The organism is Dactylosporangium sp. NPDC005555, assembly GCF_040605635.1.
Classification (GTDB): domain Bacteria; phylum Actinomycetota; class Actinomycetes; order Mycobacteriales; family Micromonosporaceae; genus Dactylosporangium.
In genome coordinates this window covers 46,337-67,371 of the sequence record NZ_JBEXDG010000028.1, presented here as the reverse complement: position 1 = coordinate 67,371, position 21,035 = coordinate 46,337, and the positions used below count along the sequence as shown (strand labels likewise).

The following is a 21,035-nucleotide window of genomic DNA, read 5'->3' as shown; positions in this document are numbered from 1 at the left end:
GAGCCGTCGTACTCGCATCCGGGTAAGTATTGTTTGCACATGGCCGGGACACTCATGACCGGAGCGACGATCTGGGCCGGCCCGACCTGCACCCCGCAGCCTGGCTGGCTGCTGGTCACCGGCGGCACGATCACCGCCACCGGTGCGCAGGACACGCCGGCACCGCCGGCCGCCACCATGATCGACCTCGCAGGTTGCCACATCCTGCCCGGGTTCGTCGACACTCACCTGCACGCGGGCGTTGTCGGTTGGCAGACTCTCGGCGTCGACGGCACCGCCTGGACCGACCTGCGCCAGGCGCTCGCCGCGATCGGCGCCGCCGCACGGGCCTCCCCGGACGCGCCGTGGCTGCTGGTCTGGAACGCGCGGCCGTTCCGGTGGCCGCAGCGCCGCCTGCCGACCGCCGCCGAGCTCGACACGGTCGCGCCCGGCCGTCAGATACTGGTCAGCGGCGTCGACGTCCACCGCGGCGCGGTCTCCACGCAGGCGCTTCGCGCCCTCGGCATCACGACGCTGCGCGCCCGGGCGGGTGACGTCACCCGCGACCGGCGGGGCCGGCCGACCGGTGAGATCTGGGAGCAGGCGTACGGCGAGGCCCTGGCCCGAGCCCTGGCGTCCGCTCCCGGCGACCCTGCCGCGTTGACCCGGCTGGCGCTGGACCGGTGCCTGTCGCTCGGCATCACGCACGCGCACGAGGCCTACGTGGCGCCGCAGCATCACGAGCGGATGCTGCGCCTGGCGGCCGCCGAGGCCCCCCGGCTGTCGTGGGCCGTCGGTGCCGCCGCCGGGCTGCTGAGCCCCCTGGAGGGACCGGCGGCGGCGCCCGACGGCGACTACGGGGCGAGCGGGCGGGAGGCGAAGCTGTTCCTCGACGGCGGCGACCGGTGCGCGGTGTGCCTGCCGGCCCGCGCGCTCGGCCGGCTCACGTGGCAGGCCGTGCGGGAGACCGTCACGGCCCGGCACCCGGGTCCGCTGCGCGACGCGTTGCGGCGGAAGTCGGCGGTGCACGGGAAGCAGCTGCACCTGGAGTATCTGCGCTACACGGACCGCGAGCTCGCCGACCTCCTGGAACGCTATCTCGCCGCGGGACTGCGGCCACGCATGCACGCCCTCGGGAACCTCGCGGTCCGTCAGGCGGCTTCGGCGTTGCGTGCCGTGGGTGCTGCTCCGGGTTCGGCCGTCATCGACCACCTTGTGCTCCTCGACGCCTCGACCGTCGACCTGGTGGCGGCGAGCGGGGCGTGGGCGACGTTCCAGCCGGGGTTCCTCACCACCTTCGGCCCGCAGATCGTCGACGGCGGCACCGACCGCTTCCTGACCGTGCTGGGCGGCCGGCGGCTCCTGGACGCGGGCGTCCCGCTGACCCTGGCCTCCGACCACCCGGCCGGACCCCTCGACCCGCTCGGCAACCTGCGGCACGCCGTGCACCGCACGATCCAGCCCGGACAGGCGCTCACCCCGTCGGAGGCCGTCCGGGCCCTGACGGTGACGGCGGCCGCGTCGCTCGGCGCCCCTGGTGCCGGCGGGCTGGCGCCGGGGGAGACCGCCGACCTGGCGATCTGCGACGGCGACCCGTTCCGTGCGGGCACCCGCGTCACGCAGACCTGGATCGCCGGGCGCCGGGTCTGGCCCGCCGCCGTTTAGCGCGCCCCTTCCTGCGCCGGTCGGCCTCGCGGACGCCGACCTCAGCCATCGGGCCTGGTCATGACGCCGGCCTCAGCCGTCGGGCCTGATGACGCCGACTTCAGCCGTCGTGGCCTGATCATGACGCTGAGCTCAGCCGTCGCGGCCTGATCATGGAGGGCTCAGGCGCCGGCTGTGGTGCCGATGAAGCCGCCCGACTGCCGGGACCATAGGTCCGCGTACAGGCCGCCGCGGTCGAGGAGCTCGGCGTGGGTGCCCTGCTCGACGATCCGGCCGGCGTCGAGGACCACGATGCGGTCCATGCGGGCGATCGTGGACAGGCGGTGCGCGATCGCGATCACCGTCCGGCCCTGCATCACCTCGCCGAGCGTGTCGTGGATGGCGGCCTCCGCCTCGGAGTCGAGCGCGGACGTGGCCTCGTCGAGGACCAGGATCGGCGCGTCGCGGTGGAACGCGCGGGCGAGGGCGACCCGCTGCCGCTGACCGCCGGACAGCCGCACGCCCCGCTCGCCGACGTGCGCGTCCAGCCCGGTCCGGCCGTCCGCGTCGCGCAGGGCGGCGACGAACCCGTCGGCCGACGCCCGGCGCAACGCCGCCTCGACGTCGACGTCGTCGCCGTTGTCACCGCCGCAGTTGCCGGTTCCGGTGCCGGTTCCGGTGCCCGCGATGTTCTCGCGGATCGACCGGTGCAGCAGGGTGGCGTCCTGGGCGACCATGGCGATCTGCGCGCGCAGGCTCTCCTGCGTCACGTCCGTGATGCTCGTGCCGTCGATGGTGATCGTGCCCGCCTCCGCGTCGTAGAACCGCAGCAGCAGGCTCACCAGCGTCGACTTGCCCGCCCCGGACCGGCCGACGACGCCGACCCGCTCACCCGCGGCGATGTCGAGGCTCAGCCGGTCCAGCCCGCCCTCGCCGCGGCCGTAGTGGTGGCTGACCTCGCGGAAGCTGATGGCGCCGGCGGAGACCCGCAGCTCGGCGGCGTCCGGCCGGTCGGCGACGGCCAGGGGCTGCGCGATCGTCCGCAGCGCCCGCCGGAGCGCGCCGACCGCCCCGAACAGCGACGACACGGCATCCAGCAGCCATTCCGCCATCGCGTTGATCCGGAAACTGAGCGCCAGTGCCGCCGCGACCAGGCCCAGCGGTGCTGCGTCGGTGCGCCACAGCACGATCCCGTGCCCGACGAGACCGACGAGCAGCGCGCTGCCCAGCGCGAGCATGGTGCCGTTGATCGTCACCTCGACCCGCTGCAGGTCCAGGTGCGCCCGCCTGGCTCGTGCGAACACCCGCCGGTCGTGCTCGGTCCGGGCGCCCTGACCGCCGAGCAGCGCGAGCGTGTCGACGTTGGCGTACGAGTCGACGAGCAGCCCGGTCAGCGTCGACTCCGCTTCCTGCAGCCGCTCCGACGCCCGCCGGTAGCGCGGCACCGCCCAACGCATCAGCAGCCCGTACGCGATGATCCAGGCGATCAGGGTCAGCAGCAGCCGCGGGTCGATCGCGGCCATCACCCACACCGAGCCGGCGATGTACGCGACGACGAACACCAGCGTGTGGATCACCGAATACGCGGCGGTGCTGGCGGCGTCCCCGCCGTCGCGGACCCAGCTGGCGATCCGCCCGGCGAGGTCGGCACGGAACCACCCGACGGACTGCCGCGACACGTGCCGGTGCGCCCGCCACCTCGCGAGCGGCCGCGCGTTGGCCCGGAACGTGATGTCGTCCAGGGCCTCACTGACCAGGCTGAGCAACGGCCGGACCAGCAGCACCAGCACGGCCACGGCGACCAGCTCGGCGCCGTGCCGGGCCCACAGCGTGTCCGGCCTGGTGGTGGCGAGCGTGTCGACCAGGCGCCCGGCATACCCTATGAGCCACACCTCGATCGCGGCGCACACGACGGTCGTGGCGACGGCCGCCACGACGACGGGCCGCAACGGCCGCAGCTCCCGCAGGAGGAACCGCCGGACGTCGGCGGCGGGTGTGCTGGTGTCGCTGGTGGGGAAGGGGTCAGCGGCGTTCTCGAAGAGACTGAGCACGAAGTGCCTTTCCGGCGAAGGAGTCGGACGGGAGACCGAGGTAGCCGCCGGTTGTCCTCATGATCGATCTCCTTCTCCGTGCCGGATGGTCGTGCCCTTCCCCGCGAGGCTATGCCAGGCCACGCTTCACCGCCGCCCCATTGTGGTCGCCCGAGCCGACACCCATGCCGTCCAACTGCGGCGCCCGAGCCGACACCCACGCCGCCAGTGCGGCGTCCGAGCCGATAGCGGGCACCTACGCCGCCCAGTTGTGGGCGCCCGCGCCGATGGCGAGCATCCACGCCGCCCAGTTGTGGGCGCCTGCGCCGATGGCGAGCACCTACGCCGCTCGATTGCGGGCGCCCGCGCCGAACGGCGGGCACCTACGGGAACAGCCGGCGCAGGCTGCGCTCCGCCGCCCTCGCGTGCTCACCGCCGTGCGCGAGGTCCTCCAGCGCCGCACACCGCGCGAAGAACTCGATCCGTGCCATGTCCGGGATCTCGCCATACGCATCGCGCACCTGCGCGAGGAAGTCCGGCCCGAAGTCGCGGAGCAACCGGGCGAAGTCCAGCGCGGGATCGGTGACGGCCGCGTCGGACCAGTCGATGACCCCCGTGACCTCGCCGTCGTGCTCCAGGATGTGCTCCGCGCCGAGGTCGGCATGGGCCAGCACGACCGCGTCGACCGGCGCGGGCACGGTCTGCCGCAGGATCCGCAGCAGCTCCGCCGGCCCGTCGAGGTCCTCCAGCCACTCCGCGGGATCGGCCGGCTCGACCGGCACGTCAAGCTCCGCCACGTCGATCGCGTGCAGCTCCCGCAGAAACCGCCCCAATGTGCCCGCCGTCCCGGGCGGCGCCTGCCGGCCCAGCAACGGCCGCCCGGGCAGCATCGGATAGGCGAGGACGTCCTCCACCGCGAACCGGACCACCGGCACCGGGACGGACACCCGCGCCGCCACGACCTCGAGCAGCCTCGCCTCCCACACCACCCCGCGCCCGTCCACGGCCACCCGCACGACGAGGCCGCCGGCCTGGAACGCCGTGTTGTCCAGCCCGTGCCCCAGCTCGACGACGGCACCGCCGGCCAGCTCGGGCGCGTGCTCGCGCAATGCCTGCGTCGCACGATGCCGGGGCGTCTCACTCATGCCGACACTCAAGCACAGGGGTACGACAGAAAATCCCGGCCGCGGTGTTCCTTACGCTTGCTCGATGGAGTTCGCCGCGCTGGAATGGGCCGGGCTGCGCAACGCGCGGGATCTCGGGGGGTTGCCGACCCGGGACGGCGGTGCGGTGCGGCATGGGGCAGTGGTGCGCGCCGACTCGCCGCACGCGCTCACCGGCGACGGGGTCGCGGCGCTGCGGGCCTACGGGGTCACCCGGATCATCGACCTGCGGTGCGCCGACGAGGCGACGCTGCGGCCGAACGTGCTCGCCGAGGATCCGATGTACCGGCTCGTGCCGTTCACCGACCCGGACGACGACCCCGCCGACGAGTTGTCCGATCTGGCGGAGATCGGCGACCTGTACCGCTGCCGCATCGCCGGTGACGCTCGGCGGGTCGTCGACGCGGTTGCCGCCGTCGCCGATGCGCCGCCCGGTGCGGTCCTCGTGCACTGTCAGGCGGGGCAGGACCGCACCGGCATGCTCGTCGCGCTGCTGCTGCGGGTCGCGGGCGTCGCCGATGACGTCATCGCGGCGGACTACGCGTTCTCGTCGGTGTGCTGGGAGTCGCCGGGGGAGTGCGAGCCGGAGGCGATCCTGGCGATGCTCGACCTCGTCGACGAGCGCTGGTCCGGCGCCGACGGCTACCTCCTCGCGCACGGCCTGTCACCGGCCCGGCTCGCCGCGCTCAGGACCCGGCTCCGCGGCTGATCCGGACCACGACCGCGGCCCGGGCGCCGCGATCGGACCGGGAACGCCCTGAGGTGCGGTTCAGCGCGCTGGCGTGTCAACGGTCGCGGGGTGGGAACAGGTCGGACATGACCGAGATCATCACGCATCAGGGGCTGTTGAAGGACACGAAGCTGCACGTCGACGATCCCGGCGGCACGGGCCGGCCGGTGGTGCTGATCCACGGATGGCCGCTGACGGGGGAGTCCTGGGCGCCGCAGCTGCCGGTGCTGCTCGCCGCCGGGTACCGGCCCGTTACCTACGACCGGCGCGGTTTCGGGCGCAGTGACAAGCCGTTGACCGGGTACGGCTACGACACCCTCGCCGAGGACCTCCACTCGCTGCTCGTCGAGCTGGATCTGCGGAACGTGACCCTGGTCGGGTTCTCGATGGGCGGCGGCGAAGTGGCCCGGTACCTGGCGACGTACGGCCCCGAACGGGTCCGCAGTGCGGTGTTCGCGGCGGCGGTGACGCCGTACATGATGCACATGCCGGGCAATCCCGACGGTCCGCTGCACGCCTCGCAGGCCGCCAGGATGACCGCGTCGCTGACCGCGAACAAGGACGCCTTCTACGAGGACTTCATCACCGGGTTCTACTCCGTCGACGGGGTGCTGCAGGTCAGCGAGCAGGAGCGGCAGGAGGCCCTCGCGATGTGCCGCCAGGCGGGGAAGGTGCCGGCGCTGGAGTGCATGACAGCGTTCGGCTGCACCGACTTCCGCGAGGACCTGACCCGGGTGACGGTGCCGGCGCTGGTACTGCACGGCGACGGCGACGCCACCGTGCCGTTCGAGGGCTCGGGTGCGCGTACCCACGCGGCCATCCCGGGCAGTCAGCTCGTGGTCATCCCGGGCGCCCCGCACGGCTGCAACGTCACCCACGCCCGCGCCTTCAACGACGCGCTGCTGCAGTTCCTCGCCCGCTGAACGGGCCGTCCCCGGCCTCTGACCCAGTATCCTAGGACGGCTCAGGCGATGTGACGGAGATCGGCCGCCGCCGTGTCGCGGATGCTGGCACCAAGCGGGCGATTACGGCGGGGCCGGCACCGCACGGGTGACCTGAGTCCGGCCGAACGGTACTGGATATTTATGTCCGACTATGATATGATAAGCGCTGGTTGCGTCTACGGTGGGTCCACGCCTTCGAGAGGACACCCATGACGACTCCCACCGACGCGGCGCCGGACGTCCACGCGTTCCTGACCGCGCTCACCGGCGCAGGCAGTGCCGACCTGTTCGCCGACCCGTTCCTGTTCGCCGACGCGAGCGGCGCACGCCCGGTCTCCCGGGCGGATTTCTTCGCGACACTGCCCCGCAGGGCTCAGCTGTTCGCCGCCGCCGGCTACGGCCCCGCTCGGCTCACCAGCGCCGACCAGCTCCGCCTTGACGAGCACTACCTGCTGGTCCGCACCGGATGGTCGGCCCCGAGCCGCACCGGCGGTGACCCCGCCGAGCTCTCCTCGTCGTACCTGCTGCACGAGGACGGCACATCGATGCGCGTCGTCGCCTACCTCAACCACAAGACCGTGCCCGGTCTGTGACGGATCCCGCCGCGGGGCGCGCTCACCGCGCCTGCGGCGGCCAGTCCTGGTCGCCCCGGAGGCGTGGGTGCCGCGTCAGAACGTCGAGGTCAGCCCGACCGACGAGACGCTCGCCGACCGCCTGCGGGCGCTCAGGATGATCGGCTTCACCGTGCTGAACTTCAAGGTGTCCGGCCCGGACCGCGACGGGCAGATCGAGCGCCTCGCCCGCGAGGTGCTGCCGGACGTGCGCTAACGCGGCAGGTCGTGGCGGCGGTGGGTGGCCTTCGAGATCAGGGACTGCGGCAGGAGGCGGCGCAGCGGGAAGACGACCGGTGCGTTGCTGCCGACGGCGTAGAACGGCTTGGGCCGGGGCGCCTCGATCGCCTTGACGATCGTCGCGGCGACCCGCGACGCCGGCGCGCCCGCCCGCTCGTTGCGGTCGAGGGCGGCCAGCATCCGCTCGAAGTCCGCCTTGTGCGGTGAGTCGTCGGCGACGTACCTGGTCCGCCGCTCGCTGATCCCGGTGCTGATCGACCCGGGCTCCACGGTCGTCAGCCACACGCCGAACGGCGTGTACTCGTGCCGGGCCCCGTCGCTGAACCCCTTCAACGCCGCCTTCGACGCGACGTACGACGAGCGGTACGCGAGGGGGAACGACGCGAGCATCGAGCCGACCATCACCACCCGGCCGAACCGCCGCTCGCGCATGCCCGGCAGCAGCAACTGGGCGAGCCGGACCGGGCCGAGCACGTTGACCTGGAACAGCCGGCGCAGCGCGTCGAGGGGCAGGTCTTCGAGGGGGCCGTTCTGGCTCTCCCCGGCGTTGTTGACCAGGACGTCGACCGGCCCGGCGGCCGCGGCGAGGGCCTCGATCGACGCGTCGTCGCCCAGGTCGAGCGGCAGGAACCCGACGCCGTCCGGCCGCTGATCCTCGCGGAGGGCGGATGGGTGGCGGCTGGTGCCGAGGACCCGGAACCCGCGCGCGACCAGCGCGGCGGCGGTCGCCTGCCCGATGCCCGACGATGCTCCGGTGACCAGCGCGGTGCGTTGCATCGCTGCACCATACAACCGCCCGGGCCCGGGTCGGCCGCGTCGGCCGACCCGGGCAGGAGCGTCAGGCGATCTCGTCCTCGCCGGCGACGAGCACGACGGTGCGGCGGCGACGGGCCCACAGCAGCAGGACCGCGCCGGCTACGACCGTTGCGACACCACCGGCGGCGGTCCACGCGATGCGATCGCCGGTGGCCGGCAGGTGCGGGGTCGGGTTCACGACCACGGTGGCGGCGTTGTTGGCCGGGTTGGGGTCGGCGAAGTCCCCGAGCTCGTACGGCTCGTAAGTGATCTTCCCGGTCGCGTCGGCGATCTTCGTGTTGATGGTGACGCCAAACGTGTAGGTGGCCGACCTGCCATTGGCCAGCGGCGCGATCCAGCAGCGGTACGTGACCTTCGGCTGTTCTTCCCCGCCGCACCCCGGTGGGAAGACCGTTGGGGTCGTGCCCGCCGGCACCTCCACCACCAGCCACAGCGGATCGCCGTCGCGGCTGCCCGTGGGCAGGTCGGCCGGGCCGAGGTTGCGGACCGTGACCGTGAAGGAAACGGTCTGTCCCGTCTCGCCGGAGACCGTGGCGCCCTCGACCGCGAGGTCGGTGGGGATGCTGCTGGTCAGGTGCACATCGATGGTGCTGGCCGAGTAGTCGTAGCTGTTGGCGGGCTCCGGCTTCGTGAACGGCTCCGCCCAGAGGGTGAAGTTCTGGGTGCCGCTGACGGCCATCATGGGGATGGAGATCGGCGGTCCGTCGTACTTGCCGCCGGCCTCGACGCGGGTGTCCACGCGGCAGCGCACCGACGGCGGCTCACCGGTCGAGATCAGCTCGCAGCCGGCGGACGGGGTCGTCCCGCTGGTCCACGCGTTGTGGCCGTTGACCCGCACCCAGAAGCCGTCGAGGGGCCGGTCGCCCCAGTTGGTGAACGACACCGGCAGCGGCACCGGGCTGCGGGACCTGCCCTGCAGCTGCACCTGGGCCCGGGTGGGGACGGGGTCCGCGCCGTGGATGACGAGCACGGTGGCGGTCCCCGTGAGCGGCCCGGCGTTCGGGCCGGTGACCCGGACGGGCACGCTGAGCTTGGTCCCGGCGGCTGCGGCGGCACCCGGGCCGGCCCGGTAGACCAGGTCGACCGTGGCCTCGATCCACGAGGTCGACGGCTGGTCGTGCAGCGGGCAGGTGATCTTCTTCCCCGCGGTCGTGCAGTCCGCCGGGGGCGTTGCGACGACCGCGGTGCCGAGGCCGGTGGTGTCGAACTCGGCGGTGAGGCCGGCCAGGTCCGCGGCGCTGCCGGCGGCGACGGTCGTCCGCCCGATCCGGCCGGGGGAGTCCGCGGTCATCGCGGGGGTCAGCCAGGCGGTGCCGGCCCCCGTCAAGGTGGTTGCGGCGTATGCCGGGGCAGCGATGAGCACGGGTCCCCCGACCGCTAGGGACAGCACCGTCAGCCCCAGAGCTCTCGTACGTTTGAAGGTCACGGACGGTGAAGCTAGCAGTCTGATGATCGTTGCGTTGTCCCGTGCCGTGCCGCTCCGGCGAGGGCGATCTCCTCGGCGAGCCGCCGCGGCTCGTCGAGGGGGATGAAGGTGCGGGCGCCGGGCAGCTCGACGAGGGTGGCGTCGGGGAAGGCGTCGCGCAGGCGGTGGGCGAGGCTGAGCTTGAAGAAGCGGTCGCCGGTGCCCCAGACCAGGCGGACCGGTCTGCCGAAGGTGTGCAGGCGGGTCGAGACGTCGAGCAGGTCCGTGGGGGAGATGCCGCGCAGGAACGCGGCGGCGTCGCGGCGGATCGCGGCGTCGGCCCGCAGCGGGGCGACCCAGGTCGCGGTGAGTGCCGCGTCGAGGGGATCGCGGGCCAGGCCGCCGTAGCCGGCGATCGAGTGGCGCAGGGCCTTCACCCGCACCGCCGCGGCGAGGACGCGCAGCCGGGCCGGGCTGCGGCCGGCCTTGACGAGCAGGTCGATCGGCGCGGGCGGGAACTGGTCGAACGCGTCGCAGTTGGTGAGGACGAGGCGACCGATGCGGCTGTGGTCGGTGTCGACGAGGAACTGGCAGAGGGCGCCGCCGGTGTCGTTGCCGACGAGGGTGACGTCGGTGAGGCCGAGCTCGGCGATGAACGAGCCGAGCAGGTGGGCGATGCCGCGCGGGCTCAGGTCGGTGCCGGCGGGCCAGGGGATGCGGTGCGCGCCGAGCGGCAGGTCCGGCGCGTAGCTGCGGATGCCTCGGTCCGCGAGTGCCGAGGCGGTGGCGGTCCACAGCGAGGCGTCGACGAGCAGGCCGTGGACGAGGACGACCGGGGGCAGGGTGCTGTCCTGCGGCCCGGCGACGCGGTATGCGATGCGGCCCTGCGGGATGTCGACGGCGGGCATGGCGCCTCCTCGCGGTATCTTCACGGTATGGCACCACAAACATACGTACTGCCTGTATGAAAAGCAATCGCCGAACCCAGGAGCAGCGTTCGGAGGCGACCCGGGCTGCGCTCATCCAGGCGGCCAGGCCGCTCTTCGCCGAGTCCGGCTTCGCCGGCGTGGGCACCGAGGCGATCGTCCGCGCCGCCGGTGTGACCCGCGGCGCGATGTATCACCAGTTCGCCGACAAGACCGACCTGTTCGCCGCGGTGTTCGAGCTGGTCGAGACCGACATGACCCGGCGCATCGACGACACCGTCGGGGCCAGTGGCCTCACCGACCCGATCGCGCTCATGCGGCTCGGTGCGGGGGTCTGGCTGGACGCGTGCGCCGAGCCCGAGGTGCAGCGCATCGTGCTCATCGAGGCACCCTCGGTGCTCGGCTGGGCGCGCTGGCGCGAGATCAGCCTCCGGCACGGGATGGGCCTGGTGCAGAGCCTGGTCGGCTTCGCCATCTCGGTGGGCAGGATCGCGGAGCAGCCGCCCGAGCCGCTGTCGCACGTGCTCATCGGTGCCCTCGACGAGGCGGCCCTCTATCTGGCGCAGGCCGAGGACCCGGTCCGGGCCCGTCAGGAGATCGGCGCCGTCCTCGACCGGCTCATCGACTCCCTGGCGGTATAGCGGCAGCGCTGCCACGAGCGCCGCGGGGAGCCCCGCGGCGCTCGTCGAGTTTTGACGGTTCTGTTACGTCCGTGCTGCGCTCGTGTTCTTGACACGCTGGTCGGCCCTCGCCAAGATATAAAAACCAAGCGCTTGTTAGGTTATCGAGATGACCGGCGGCGTCCGCCGCGATCCCTCCCGCTGAGGCTGACGATTCGTATAAATTCCGTGACAGGGGTACAAATGGGCGTTTCATCGACGATTCGCATCGTCAGCTGTCTTGCGCTGGCGGCGCTCACCGTCGCAGGCTGCGGCAACAAAGCGGGGGAGGACAAGCCGAGCAACGGCACCGCCTCCGGTGCTCCGATCATCATCGGCCTGGACGAGGACAGCACCGGCTCCGGCGCCTCCTACAGCACCATCGCCGGCAAGACCATCCGCCTGGCGATCCAGGACGTCAACGACAAGGGCGGCGTGCTCGGCCGCCCGCTGAAGCTGGTCGTCGAGAACGACGAGTCCGACCCGACCAAGGTGCCGGCCGTGCTGCAGAAGCTCGCCGGCCAGGGCGCCAAGGCCCTGTTCCTGCAGAGCGGCTCCGCCGCCATCCTCCAGGCGAAGGCGACGCTCACCCAGCTCGGCCTGCCCGCCATCGCACCGACCGGCGTCACCGCGACCCTGGTCCAGCCGCCGGACAACGAGCTCATCTACATGCTCGCCAACACCACCACCGACTGGGCCAGCGTCTACTGCGGCGCGTTCAAGGCCGCGAACATCACCAAGATCGGCGTCCTCACCGACGACACGACCACGATCGCCGCGCTGGACAAGGCGCTGCTGCCGGCGCTGTCCTGCGTGCAGATCGTCGCGACGGAGAAGGGCGCGGCCAACGCCTCCGACCTGTCCGCGCAGGTCGCCCGGCTCAAGAACGCCGGCCCCGACGCGATCCTGGTGACCAGCGTCGGCGGCGCGTTCGAGGTGCTCGCCCAGAACACCCTCGGCAGCCAGATGAAGGGCACGAAGCGCTTCTCGCTCGCCTCGATCGGCAACCAGCCCTCCTCCTGGAAGCTGGCCGCCCCCGGCGCGCTGGAAGGCCTGATCTTCATGGGCTCCATCAACACGGCGAACCCGCGCACCCAGGAGCTCGTCAAGCTGCTGAAGAGCAAGTACGGCAACGACTACGACATCACCGCCTACGACGCACAGGCGTGGGACTCGGTGCACGTGCTCAAGCAGGCGATCGAGAAGGCCGGCGGGGTCGACGACTCCAAGAAGCTCAACGAGGCCATTCAGAGCATCAAGGGCTACCCGGCGACGTTCGGCCAGGCCAACTTCACGCTCTCCTTCGGCGCCGACAAGCACCTCGGTGCGGACGGGCCGTGCGGGCTGTCGCTGATCGAGTTCGGCGCGGACAACAAGCCCAAGGGCCCGTGGGCCACGTTCCAGCCGCCGTGCGCGAAGTAAGGGGGTAACACAGGTATGGGCCAGCTGCAGCTGTGGTTGTCAGCCCTCGAGATGGGGTGTTTCTTCGGCCTGCTCGCGCTGGCCTACTACCTGGTTCTGGTCGGCGCCGGGTTCTTCAACTTCGCGATCGGCCCGTACGCCATGGTCGGCGGGCTGTGCACGTCGTACCTGGTGCTGTACGAGGACATGAACGTGTGGGTGGCCGCAGCGGTGGCGATCACCGCCGCCGCGGCGCTCGCGGTCATCACCGAGCTCGCGGTCGTCCGGCCCGTGCAACGACGCTCCGGCGGCGGCGAACTGCCCGCGCTGGTCGCGGTCGCCGCGGTGCTCTTCGCCATCCAGCAGCTCGGCGGGTACCTGTTCGGCTACACCACCCTGCCCGGCCAGCAGCTGTTCACGTTCGACCCGGTGACGGTCGGGGAGACGGTGATCCAGCCGAGCACGCTCGTGCTGCTCGGCTTCACCGTCGTCGCGTTCGCCGGGCTCGCCCTGTGGATCCGCGGCACCCGCTCCGGACGGCTGCTGCGGGCCGTCGGCGACAGCACCCACGCCGCCCAGCTGCTGGGTCTGCCCGTGAACCGGGTCCGGCTCATCGCGTTCGTGCTCTCCGGGCTCCTCGCGGGGATCATCGGGCTGCTGTTCGCGCCGAAGGCCGGGGTCAGCTCCCTGTCTGGGCTCAGCTGGGCGCTGTCGGGCTTCCTCGCCATGGTCGTCGGCGGCACCGGGTCCGTGTGGGCGCCCCTCGCGGGCGGGCTGCTGCTCGGCGCCGTCGAGGTCTTCGTCCCCTACTACTTCGGCGGGCAGTCCCACGTGTACGGGCTGCTGATCGTCGCCCTCGTGTTCTTCGCCCTCAAACCGAGCGGCCTGTTCGTGCGGAGGGTACGAGCATGAAGCGCATCCCCGGCTCTCTCGGCCTGTTGCTCGGCGCCGTCGGCGGCCTGCTGATCCTGCTGTGGGTCGGCGCCGACGGCTACAAGCAGACCCTGGTCACCACGACCGCGACGTACGCGTTGATCGCGCTCGGCATGTACGTGCCGTACCTGATGGCCGGGTCGCTGTCGATGGCGTACGGCGCGTACGCGGGCATCGGCGGCTACGCGGTCGGCCTGATCTCCTCCAAGAGCGGCCTGCCGCTCGTCGTCGCGTGGCTCGTCGGGCCGATCGTCGCCGCGGTCGTCGCGGTGCTGCTCGGCCTCGCCACCCGGCGGCTGTCCGGGTTCTTCCTCGCCGCCGTGACGCTGCTGTTCGGCATGGCGTTCACCGCCTGGCTGGTGGACGCCGAAGCCTTCACCGGCGGCTCGGGCGGTCTCGGCAGCCTCCGGAAGCTCAACATCCTCGGCTGGCAGCCGGACCACTACGAGGTCGTCGTCGGCTCCGTCGTCGTCGTGTGCGTCATCGCGTTCCTGCTCGACCGGCTGCGGATGTCGCCGTGGGGCGTGATCGTGCGGACCATGCGCGACGCCCCACGGGCGGTGGAGGCCGCCGGGGTACGGGTGCCGGTGATGAACCTCGTGTCCCTCGCCATCGGCGCGGCGATCGCGGCCGTCGGCGGCGGGCTGTTCACCTACTCCGCCGGCAGCGTCACCCCGGACACGTTCACGCTCAACCTGGTGTTCCTGGCCATCTTCATGCCGCTCATCGGCGGGTCGGCCACCCCCTGGGGTGCCGTCCTCGGCGCGGTCATCGCCGTCGAGCTGACCCTGAACTTCCCCGCGGTGGAGACCAGCGGCACGCTGATCCTCGCCCTCGGGGTGCTGATCATCCTGCTCGTCGCGCCGCAGGGCGTCATCGGTTACGCGAGCCGGCTCACCAAGCTTGTGGGAGGACGCCGTGGCTGAGACGCTCCTCGTCGGATCCGGCCTGACCAAACGGTACGGCGGGGTCACCGCCCTGCAGGACGTGTCGTTCTCGCTCACCGCCGGTGAGGTCCTCGGCCTCGTCGGGCCCAACGGCGCGGGCAAGACGACGCTGGTCGACCTCATCTCCGGCGCGCAGTCGGCGACCGAGGGCTCGCTGACCCTGCGCGGGCAGCGGCTGACCGGGCCGGCGTCCAAGCGCGCCAAGGGCGGGCTGGCCCGCACGTTCCAATACCCGCAGCTCGCGCTGGAGCTCACCGTCGCGGAGAACCTGCTGCTCGGCCGCGTCGCCCGCCGGCACGGCACGATCTGGCAGATGATCGCGGGCTCGTTCCGCGGCGCGTTCCGCCCGTACGAGAAGGCGGACACCCTCGCCGTGGCGGCGCTCGCCGAGGAGCTCGGCATCGACCGCCTCGACCGGCCCGCCGGCGACCTGTCCCTGGGCGAGCAGCGGCTCGTCGAGGTCGGCCGGGCGCTCGGTCAGGACCCTCTCGTCCTGCTGCTCGACGAGCCGTTCGCGGGGTCCGACGCGGCCGGCGTCTCCGGCATCTCCGAGGTGGTGCGCACCGTGCAGCGGCGCGGCCACGCGGTGATCCTGGTCGACCACAACGTCGACCTCGTCGCCGGGCTCGTCGACCGGATCATGCTGCTGGACCGCGGGCGGTCCGTGTTCGACGGCTCCCCGCGCGAGTGCCTCGACAGCCCGCAGATGCAAGAGGTCTACTTCGGCGTCACCGATGCCCCTGAGGTCGCCACCGATGCCCCCGAGGAGGCCGACAGTGTCAGCTCATGAGCTGCGCCTCGAAGGACTCGCCGTCCGCTACGGCCACGCCAGCGCCGTCGCCGGTGTCGACGTCGTCGCGCCCGGCGGCAAGATCACGGCGCTGGTCGGCCCGAACGGCGCCGGGAAGAGCAGCGCGCTGCTCGCCGCGTACGGGTCCGTCGCCGCCACCGGCAAGGTCTTCCTCGACGGCGACGACGTCAGCAAGCTCAAGCCGGCTGACCGGGCCCGCGCCGGGATCGCCGTCGTGCCGCAGGGCCGGCAGCTGTTCCCGAAGCTCAACGTCGCCGACAACCTGCAGGTCATGGCGGAGCTGCTGCGCCTGCCCCGCTCGGCGGTGGACACGGCGATCGACCGGTTCCCGATCCTGCGGACCCGGCTCAAGAGCCTCGTCGGGGTGCTGTCCGGCGGCGAGCAGCAGATGCTCGTGGTGTCCCGGGCACTGATGGGCACGCCGCGGGTGCTGCTGCTCGACGAGATGATGACCGGCCTCGCCCCGCTGGTCGTGCAGGAGCTGCTGCGCACCGTCAACCAGCTGGCGTCCGACGGCATCGCGGTGCTCATGGCGGAGCCCGCGCTCGGCGCCGTCCGCGGCGCCGTCGACCGCGGCTACGTCCTCGTCCGCGGCGAGGTCGTCGCGACCCGCGAGGACGGCGGCACGGCCCTGGACAGCGAGTACCGCACCCGCATGGGCGTCCTGAAGACCGCCGCGCACTGAGGGCCGCCGGCGCACCGGCCGTGCATGAGGATGGCGCCGCGGCCGTGCCCGGCGCGGCGCCATCCTCCCCCCTCCCGCGAGCAAGGTCCCGGGGTCACCGGTGGGTTCGTGCGAGCCGACCTATGACAGGTTGATCCCGTAGGAGTGGCGGGTGTCGCCCCAGCTGCAGGACGACGTCGACCAGACGGGATTGCTCGGGACCTGCCAGGAGCCGTACCGCGTGTACGTCGTGGCCTACAGCCCGGACGGTGCGACGCTCGTCGCGGGTGCGTCCGACGGCTCCATCCGGGTGTGGCAGACCGACCTGGCGTCCGCGGTCCGCGAGGTGTGCGCGACGGCCGGCACCGGGATCACGGCAGCGGAATGGATCCAGTACCTGCCGGCTCAGCCGTACCGCCCCCGTGCTGAAGACCGCCGGTCACCGCGTTGCGCGGGTCGGTGATCGGACCGGCAACGCGTCGGCCGGGGCCGGCTTTCCGGCAGGTCGGCCCCGGTCCGGGCGTCAGGCGGCGTACCCGCCGTCCACGTCGAGCTTCTGTCCGGTGATGAAGCGGGCCCGGTCGCTGGCGAGGAAGCAGACCGCCTCGGCGACGTCGACGGCCGTGCCGAACGTCCGCAGCGGGATGTTGGCCCGGGTCACCTCGAGGGCGCGCTCGTCGAGGTCGCCGTCGGCGATGAGCCGGGCCGCCATGCCGTCGGTGAGCATGCCGGGGCCGACGCAGTTGGCCCGGACGCCGAAGCGGCCCTCCTCGGCCGCGATCCCGCGCACGAGCGCCTCGACGGCGGCCTTCGGCGCGGCGGACAGGCCGTCGCGGACCGGGAAGCGGCGGGTGGCGGCGGTGGTGACGGCGACGAGGCTGCCGCGGGACTCGCGCAGCCGCGGCAGGCTCGCGGCGAGCACGTTGAAGAACCCGGTCACGTCGTCGCTGACCTGCGCGGCGAAGCGCTCGGGGGTGACCTGGCTCAGGTGCCGCATCGGCACGTGCGGCCCGGCGGCGTGGACCAGGGTGTGCACGACCGGCGCCGCCTCGATGAGCGCCGCGCACGACGCCGGGTCGCTCAGCTCGACCTGGTGCGCGGTGGCGTCCGGCAGCGAGGCCGCCAACGCGGCGGCCGCGGCGGCGTTGCTGCGGTACGCGAGGAGCACCCGGCTGCCGCGGGCGGCGAGAAGGCGGGCGACGGCGGTGCCGATGCCACCGGTGGCGCCGGTGACGACCGCGACGCCCTGACGGAACCTGAAATCCATCCGCTTACGCTACCAAGCAAGCGTTTGGTAGAGTAGCCGCCGTGGAGCTGAAACTCGGGGTCATGCCCGTCCTCGGCGGCACCGGCGCCGCCGATCCCGCCACCACCGCCCGCTTCGTCCGGCTGCTGGAAGACCTCGGCTGCGAGTCGGTCTGGGCCGTCGAACACATCATCGTCCCCGACGACTACACCTCGGCGTATCCCTACGACCCGGGCGGCCGGATGAGCCTCGGCGCCGGCGACGACATCCCCGACCCGCTGCACTGGCTGACCTTCGCCGCCGCGCACACCACCACCCTGCGGCTCGGCACCGCCATGCTCATCCTGCCCGAGCACCACCCCGTCGACCTCGCGAAACGCCTCGCCACCGTCGACGTGCTCAGCGGCGGCCGGCTCCTGGCGGGGATCGGCGTCGGCTGGCTGCGCGAGGAGTACGACGCCGTCGGCGTGCCCTTCGAGGAGCGCGGCGCCCGCGCCGACGAGTACCTCGCCGCCATGCACGCCCTGTGGACCCGGACCCCCGCCAGCTACACCGGGCGGTTCGTGAGCTTCCGCGACGTGCACAGCCGTCCCGCGCCGACCCGCCCCGGCGGCGTGCCGATCGTCGTCGGCGGGCACTCCATGGCCGCCGTGCGCCGCGCCGCCCGCTTCGGCAGCGGCTGGTACCCCCTCGGCGTCGCCGGCGGCCGCTTCGCCGAACTGCGCACCGCCCTCGCCGACGAATGCGTCGCCGCCGGGCGCACCATCGACGACGTCGAGATCACCATGCGGGCCCCCGGCAACGTCGGCGACCTGGAGACGCTGCGCTCCCTCGGCGTGTCCCGGGTCGTCATCCGGGCCGACCCGAACGACCCCGTCGGCGTCCGCGACAAGGTCCGCCGCTACCAGAAGGACGTGCTGCGCGTATGAGGTCCGTCATCGTCACCGGCGCCGCGCAGGGCCTCGGCCGCGCGCACGCCCTCGCGTTCGCCGCCGCCGGCGCCCGGCTCGTGCTCAACGACCTCGACGCCGACGCCCTGGCAGACGTCGCGGAGCGCACCGGGGCCGTCGCGTTCCCCGGCGACATCGCCGACTGGGACTTCGCCGCCGCCCTCATCGACCGGGCCGTCACCGCGCACGGCCGCCTCGACGCCCTCGTCAACAACGCCGGCCTGGCCCGCGACCGGATGGTCGTCAACCTCGCCGAGGCCGAGTGGGACGCCGTCATCCGGGTCAACCTCGGCGGCACCGCCGCCCCGTTGCGGCACGCCGCCGCGCACTGGCGGGCCCGCTCGAAGGCCGGCGAGACCGTCGCCGCCCGCGTCGTCAACACCACCTCCGGCGCCGGGCTCATGGGCAGCGTCGGGCAGGCGAGCTACAGCGCCGCGAAGGCCGGGATCGCCGCCCTCACCGCCGTCGCCGCCGTCGAGCTCGCCCGCTACGGCGTCACCGTCAACGCGATCGCGCCCAGCGCCCGCACCCCGATGACCGAGGTCGTCTTCGCCGACGCCATGCGCGCCCCCGGCACCGGCTTCGACGCGATGGCGCCCGAGAACGTGTCACCGCTCGTCGTCTGGCTCGCCGGCGCCGACAGCGGCGACGTCACCGGACGCGTCTTCGAGGTCTCCGGCGGCACGGTCAGCGTCGCCGACGGCTGGCAGCACGGCGAGGTCCACGACGCGGGCCGCCGCCTGCACCCCGACGAGCTCGGCCCGATCGTGCGCGACCTGCTGTCCCGCGCCCCCGCACCGGCGGCCGTGTATGGCGCCTGAGCCTTCACTGCGCGCCGCGGACGTCCGCGCCTGGCTCCGCGAGCACCTGACCGGACAGTTCACGCCGCTCGTCGGCAGCGGCGGGCCCGGCCGCGAGCACGAGCACCTCGAGCTGCGGGCCGAGTGGGAGCGCGTCCTCGGCGCCGCCGGCTGGATCGGTCTCGGTTGGCCGCAGCCGTACGGACGCGGCGCCACCATCGCCGAACAGGTCGTCTTCTTCACCGAATACGCCCGGGCCGGCGGGCCCGGCAGGCTCAGCCACATCGGCGAGTACCTCCTCGCGCCGACCCTGATCGCGCACGGCACCGACGCGCAGCGGGAGCGGTTCCTGCCGCCGATCGCCCGCGCCGAGGAGCTCTGGTGCCAGGGCTACTCCGAGCCCGGCGCCGGGTCCGACCTCGCCGGCGTGCGCACCCGCGGCACCCTGTCCGACGGCCGCTGGCACGTCACCGGGCAGAAGGTGTGGACGTCCCTGGCCCACGTCGCCGACTGGTGCTTCGTGCTCGCTCGTACCGACGCGGCAGCAACCCGCAAGGAAGGCCTGTCCTACCTCCTCGTGCCCATGCGGCAGCCCGGGGTCGAGGTGCGGCCGATCCAGCAGCTGACCGGGACGTCGGAGTTCAACGAGGTGTTCTTCGACGGCGCGACCACCGACGCGGACCTCGTCGTCGGCGCGCCGGGCGACGGCTGGCGGGTCGCCACCAGCACCCTGTCCTTCGAACGCGGCGTCGCCACCCTCGGCCAGCAGCTCGGCTTCGCCCGCGAGCTGGACGCCGTCGTCGCCGCCGCGCGCGCCAACGGCACCTTCGACGACCCGGTCGTCGCCGACCGCATCGCCGACGCCTGGGCCGGGCTGCAGGGCCTGCGCCACCACGCGCTGCGCGCCCTGTCGTCCGTGGAGCCCGACCCGACGGGCGCGTCCGTGGCGAAGCTGCTGTGGGCCGGCTGGCACCAGCGGCTCGGCGAGCTCGCCATGGACGTCGGCGGCGCCGCGTCCACGGTCGCCCTGCCAGGGGAGTACGAGCTGACCGACGCCCAACGCCTGTTCCTGTTCACCCGCGCCGACACCATCTACGGCGGCTCCGACGAGATCCAGCGCAACATCGTCGCCGACCGCGTCCTCGGCCGCATCCCGCGAGGCACCGCATGACCGAGTCGCCGGAACATCTGGCATTGCGCGACAGCGCCGCGGCCTTCTTCAGCACCGGCGGCGACTGGAAACGGCTGACGGGCGAACTCGGCCTCACGGCCCTCGCGATCGGCGAGGAGCACGGTGGCTTCGGCGCGACCCTTGTCGAGGCCGGCATCGTCCTGGAGGAGGCCGGCGCCGCGCTGCTGCGGTCGCCGCTGCTGGCCACCACCGTCGCGGCCCTGTCGCTGGACCCGGCGCTGCCCGCCTCCGCCGCCCTGCTGCCCGCGCTGGCCTCCGGCGACCTGATCGGGGCGGTCGCGCTCGACGGCACGTGCACCGCCCGGCCCTCCCCGGACGGCTTCCTGCTGGACGGCTCGTTCGAGCACGTCCTGGACGCCACCGACGCCGGGGTCGTCATCGTGTCCGACGGGACGTGTCTGTTCGCCGTCGACGACCCCGACATCCGCCCGCAGCCGACCCTGGACCAGACCCGCACACAGGGCACCCTCGTGCTGTGGCAGGCACCGGGCCGGCTCGTGTCCCGCGACGCCGCACCCGCCCACGACCTGCTGCACGCCGCGCTCGCCGCCGAATCCGTCGGCGTCGCCCGCGCGTCCCTGGACCTCACCGTCGCGCACCTGCGCACACGGCAGCAGTTCGGCGTGCCCCTGGCCACGTTCCAGGCGCTGCGGCACCGCGTCGCCGACCTCGTCGTCCAGCTGGAACAGGCGCGGTCGTCCGTCTGGCACGCCGTGCGCGCCCACGGCACCGATTCCTTCGCCACCGCAGCACCACTGGCCAAGCTGCACGCCGCCGACGCCGCGTGGCATGTGACCCGGGCGTCGATCCAGCTGCTCGGCGGGATCGGCTTCACCTGGGAGCACGACGCCCACCGCTACCTCAAACGCGCCACCACCACCCGGCTCCTCGCCGGTGACCCCGTCGCCCTGCGCCGGCTCCTGCTGGCCCGCTCCGGCCTGTAG

General features: G+C 73.0%; 22 protein-coding genes. 16 read left to right on the top strand and 6 right to left on the bottom strand.

Annotated elements, in window-relative coordinates; translation table 11 throughout:
* Positions 1-39 precede the first annotated feature (39 nt).
* A complete protein-coding gene (locus tag ABZS58_RS28655) occupies positions 40-1,644 on the top strand; it encodes an amidohydrolase family protein (protein ID WP_354786322.1) in 1,605 nt (534 codons plus the stop codon).
* Positions 1,645-1,805: 161 nt separating this feature from the next.
* Here ABZS58_RS28655 and ABZS58_RS28650 read toward each other — a convergent pair whose 3' ends face one another.
* Together ABZS58_RS28650 and ABZS58_RS28645 are read right to left on the bottom strand one after the other, a co-directional pair.
* The gene (locus ABZS58_RS28650; RefSeq protein WP_354786321.1) at positions 1,806-3,674 is read right to left on the bottom strand and encodes an ABC transporter ATP-binding protein; all 1,869 of its coding nucleotides are present in this window, start codon (positions 3,672-3,674) and stop codon (positions 1,806-1,808) included.
* A 362-nt stretch (positions 3,675-4,036) separates the two neighbouring features.
* Positions 4,037-4,798, bottom strand: coding sequence for a phosphotransferase (locus tag ABZS58_RS28645; protein WP_354786320.1), 762 nt, complete (start codon positions 4,796-4,798; stop codon positions 4,037-4,039).
* Between the two features lie 64 nt (positions 4,799-4,862).
* Here ABZS58_RS28645 and ABZS58_RS28640 point away from each other — a divergent pair, with 64 nt between their 5' ends.
* The 4 genes from ABZS58_RS28640 to ABZS58_RS28625 all read left to right on the top strand — a co-directional run bounded on the left by ABZS58_RS28640 (position 4,863) and on the right by ABZS58_RS28625 (position 7,318).
* Complete coding sequence (locus ABZS58_RS28640) at positions 4,863-5,525, top strand: tyrosine-protein phosphatase (protein WP_354786319.1); 663 nt, start codon at positions 4,863-4,865, stop codon at positions 5,523-5,525.
* A 107-nt stretch (positions 5,526-5,632) separates the two neighbouring features.
* Positions 5,633-6,469, top strand: a complete 837-nt coding sequence (locus ABZS58_RS28635) for an alpha/beta hydrolase (RefSeq protein WP_354786318.1) — start codon at positions 5,633-5,635, stop codon at positions 6,467-6,469.
* 230 nt (positions 6,470-6,699) lie between these two features.
* Positions 6,700-7,083 (top strand): hypothetical protein, encoded by a 384-nt coding sequence (locus ABZS58_RS28630; protein ID WP_354786317.1) that lies wholly within the window; start codon positions 6,700-6,702, stop codon positions 7,081-7,083.
* Positions 7,084-7,150: 67 nt separating this feature from the next.
* Positions 7,151-7,318 carry a hypothetical protein gene (locus tag ABZS58_RS28625; protein ID WP_354786316.1) on the top strand — a complete coding sequence of 56 codons (168 nt, stop codon included), beginning with the start codon at positions 7,151-7,153 and terminating at the stop codon, positions 7,316-7,318.
* Here the strand turns inward: ABZS58_RS28625 and ABZS58_RS28620 are convergent.
* The 3 genes from ABZS58_RS28620 to ABZS58_RS28610 form a co-directional block, all read right to left on the bottom strand.
* Positions 7,315-8,118, bottom strand: a complete 804-nt coding sequence (locus ABZS58_RS28620; protein WP_354786315.1) for an SDR family oxidoreductase — start codon at positions 8,116-8,118, stop codon at positions 7,315-7,317. The two genes, ABZS58_RS28625 and ABZS58_RS28620, sit on opposite strands and share 4 nt — an antisense overlap.
* 61 nt (positions 8,119-8,179) lie before the next feature.
* Entirely contained in the window at positions 8,180-9,583 is a 1,404-nt protein-coding gene (locus tag ABZS58_RS28615) for an LPXTG cell wall anchor domain-containing protein (protein WP_354786314.1), read from the bottom strand.
* Between the two features lie 11 nt (positions 9,584-9,594).
* Complete coding sequence (locus ABZS58_RS28610) at positions 9,595-10,470, bottom strand: alpha/beta fold hydrolase (RefSeq protein WP_354786313.1); 876 nt, start codon at positions 10,468-10,470, stop codon at positions 9,595-9,597.
* A gap of 56 nt (positions 10,471-10,526) precedes the next feature.
* Here ABZS58_RS28610 and ABZS58_RS28605 point away from each other — a divergent pair, with 56 nt between their 5' ends.
* From ABZS58_RS28605 to ABZS58_RS28575, 7 genes are all read left to right on the top strand, one after another.
* Positions 10,527-11,129 (top strand): TetR/AcrR family transcriptional regulator, encoded by a 603-nt coding sequence (locus ABZS58_RS28605; RefSeq protein WP_354786312.1) that lies wholly within the window; start codon positions 10,527-10,529, stop codon positions 11,127-11,129.
* A gap of 222 nt (positions 11,130-11,351) precedes the next feature.
* Positions 11,352-12,569 carry an ABC transporter substrate-binding protein gene (locus tag ABZS58_RS28600; protein ID WP_354786311.1) on the top strand — a complete coding sequence of 406 codons (1,218 nt, stop codon included), beginning with the start codon at positions 11,352-11,354 and terminating at the stop codon, positions 12,567-12,569.
* 15 nt (positions 12,570-12,584) lie between these two features.
* Positions 12,585-13,460 carry a branched-chain amino acid ABC transporter permease gene (locus tag ABZS58_RS28595; protein ID WP_354786310.1) on the top strand — a complete coding sequence of 292 codons (876 nt, stop codon included), beginning with the start codon at positions 12,585-12,587 and terminating at the stop codon, positions 13,458-13,460.
* The gene (locus tag ABZS58_RS28590; protein WP_354786309.1) at positions 13,457-14,407 is read left to right on the top strand and encodes a branched-chain amino acid ABC transporter permease; all 951 of its coding nucleotides are present in this window, start codon (positions 13,457-13,459) and stop codon (positions 14,405-14,407) included. The genes ABZS58_RS28595 and ABZS58_RS28590 overlap by 4 nt, the downstream gene beginning before the upstream one ends.
* The gene (locus ABZS58_RS28585; RefSeq protein ID WP_354786308.1) at positions 14,400-15,218 is read left to right on the top strand and encodes an ATP-binding cassette domain-containing protein; all 819 of its coding nucleotides are present in this window, start codon (positions 14,400-14,402) and stop codon (positions 15,216-15,218) included. The genes ABZS58_RS28590 and ABZS58_RS28585 overlap by 8 nt, the downstream gene beginning before the upstream one ends.
* Positions 15,205-15,924: an ATP-binding cassette domain-containing protein gene (locus ABZS58_RS28580; RefSeq protein WP_354786307.1), complete on the top strand. Its 720-nt coding sequence runs from the start codon at positions 15,205-15,207 to the stop codon at positions 15,922-15,924. The genes ABZS58_RS28585 and ABZS58_RS28580 overlap by 14 nt, the downstream gene beginning before the upstream one ends.
* A gap of 151 nt (positions 15,925-16,075) precedes the next feature.
* Complete coding sequence (locus tag ABZS58_RS28575; protein ID WP_354786306.1) at positions 16,076-16,366, top strand: hypothetical protein; 291 nt, start codon at positions 16,076-16,078, stop codon at positions 16,364-16,366.
* A 60-nt stretch (positions 16,367-16,426) separates the two neighbouring features.
* On the opposite strand, the gene ABZS58_RS28570 is transcribed toward ABZS58_RS28575, so the two are convergent.
* On the bottom strand, positions 16,427-17,170 hold the full coding sequence (locus tag ABZS58_RS28570) for an SDR family oxidoreductase (protein WP_354786305.1): 744 nt from the start codon (positions 17,168-17,170) through the stop codon (positions 16,427-16,429).
* A 41-nt stretch (positions 17,171-17,211) separates the two neighbouring features.
* On the opposite strand from ABZS58_RS28570, the gene ABZS58_RS28565 reads away from it, so the two are divergent.
* The 4 genes from ABZS58_RS28565 to ABZS58_RS28550 are packed head-to-tail and all read left to right on the top strand — an operon-like array spanning position 17,212 to position 21,035.
* Entirely contained in the window at positions 17,212-18,078 is an 867-nt protein-coding gene (locus ABZS58_RS28565) for an LLM class F420-dependent oxidoreductase (protein WP_354786304.1), read from the top strand.
* Positions 18,075-18,920 carry an SDR family oxidoreductase gene (locus tag ABZS58_RS28560; RefSeq protein ID WP_354786303.1) on the top strand — a complete coding sequence of 282 codons (846 nt, stop codon included), beginning with the start codon at positions 18,075-18,077 and terminating at the stop codon, positions 18,918-18,920. The genes ABZS58_RS28565 and ABZS58_RS28560 overlap by 4 nt, the downstream gene beginning before the upstream one ends.
* Positions 18,910-20,070 (top strand): acyl-CoA dehydrogenase family protein, encoded by a 1,161-nt coding sequence (locus ABZS58_RS28555; protein WP_354786302.1) that lies wholly within the window; start codon positions 18,910-18,912, stop codon positions 20,068-20,070. Before ABZS58_RS28560 ends, ABZS58_RS28555 begins: the two co-directional genes overlap by 11 nt.
* A complete protein-coding gene (locus tag ABZS58_RS28550; protein ID WP_354786301.1) occupies positions 20,067-21,035 on the top strand; it encodes an acyl-CoA dehydrogenase family protein in 969 nt (322 codons plus the stop codon). Before ABZS58_RS28555 ends, ABZS58_RS28550 begins: the two co-directional genes overlap by 4 nt.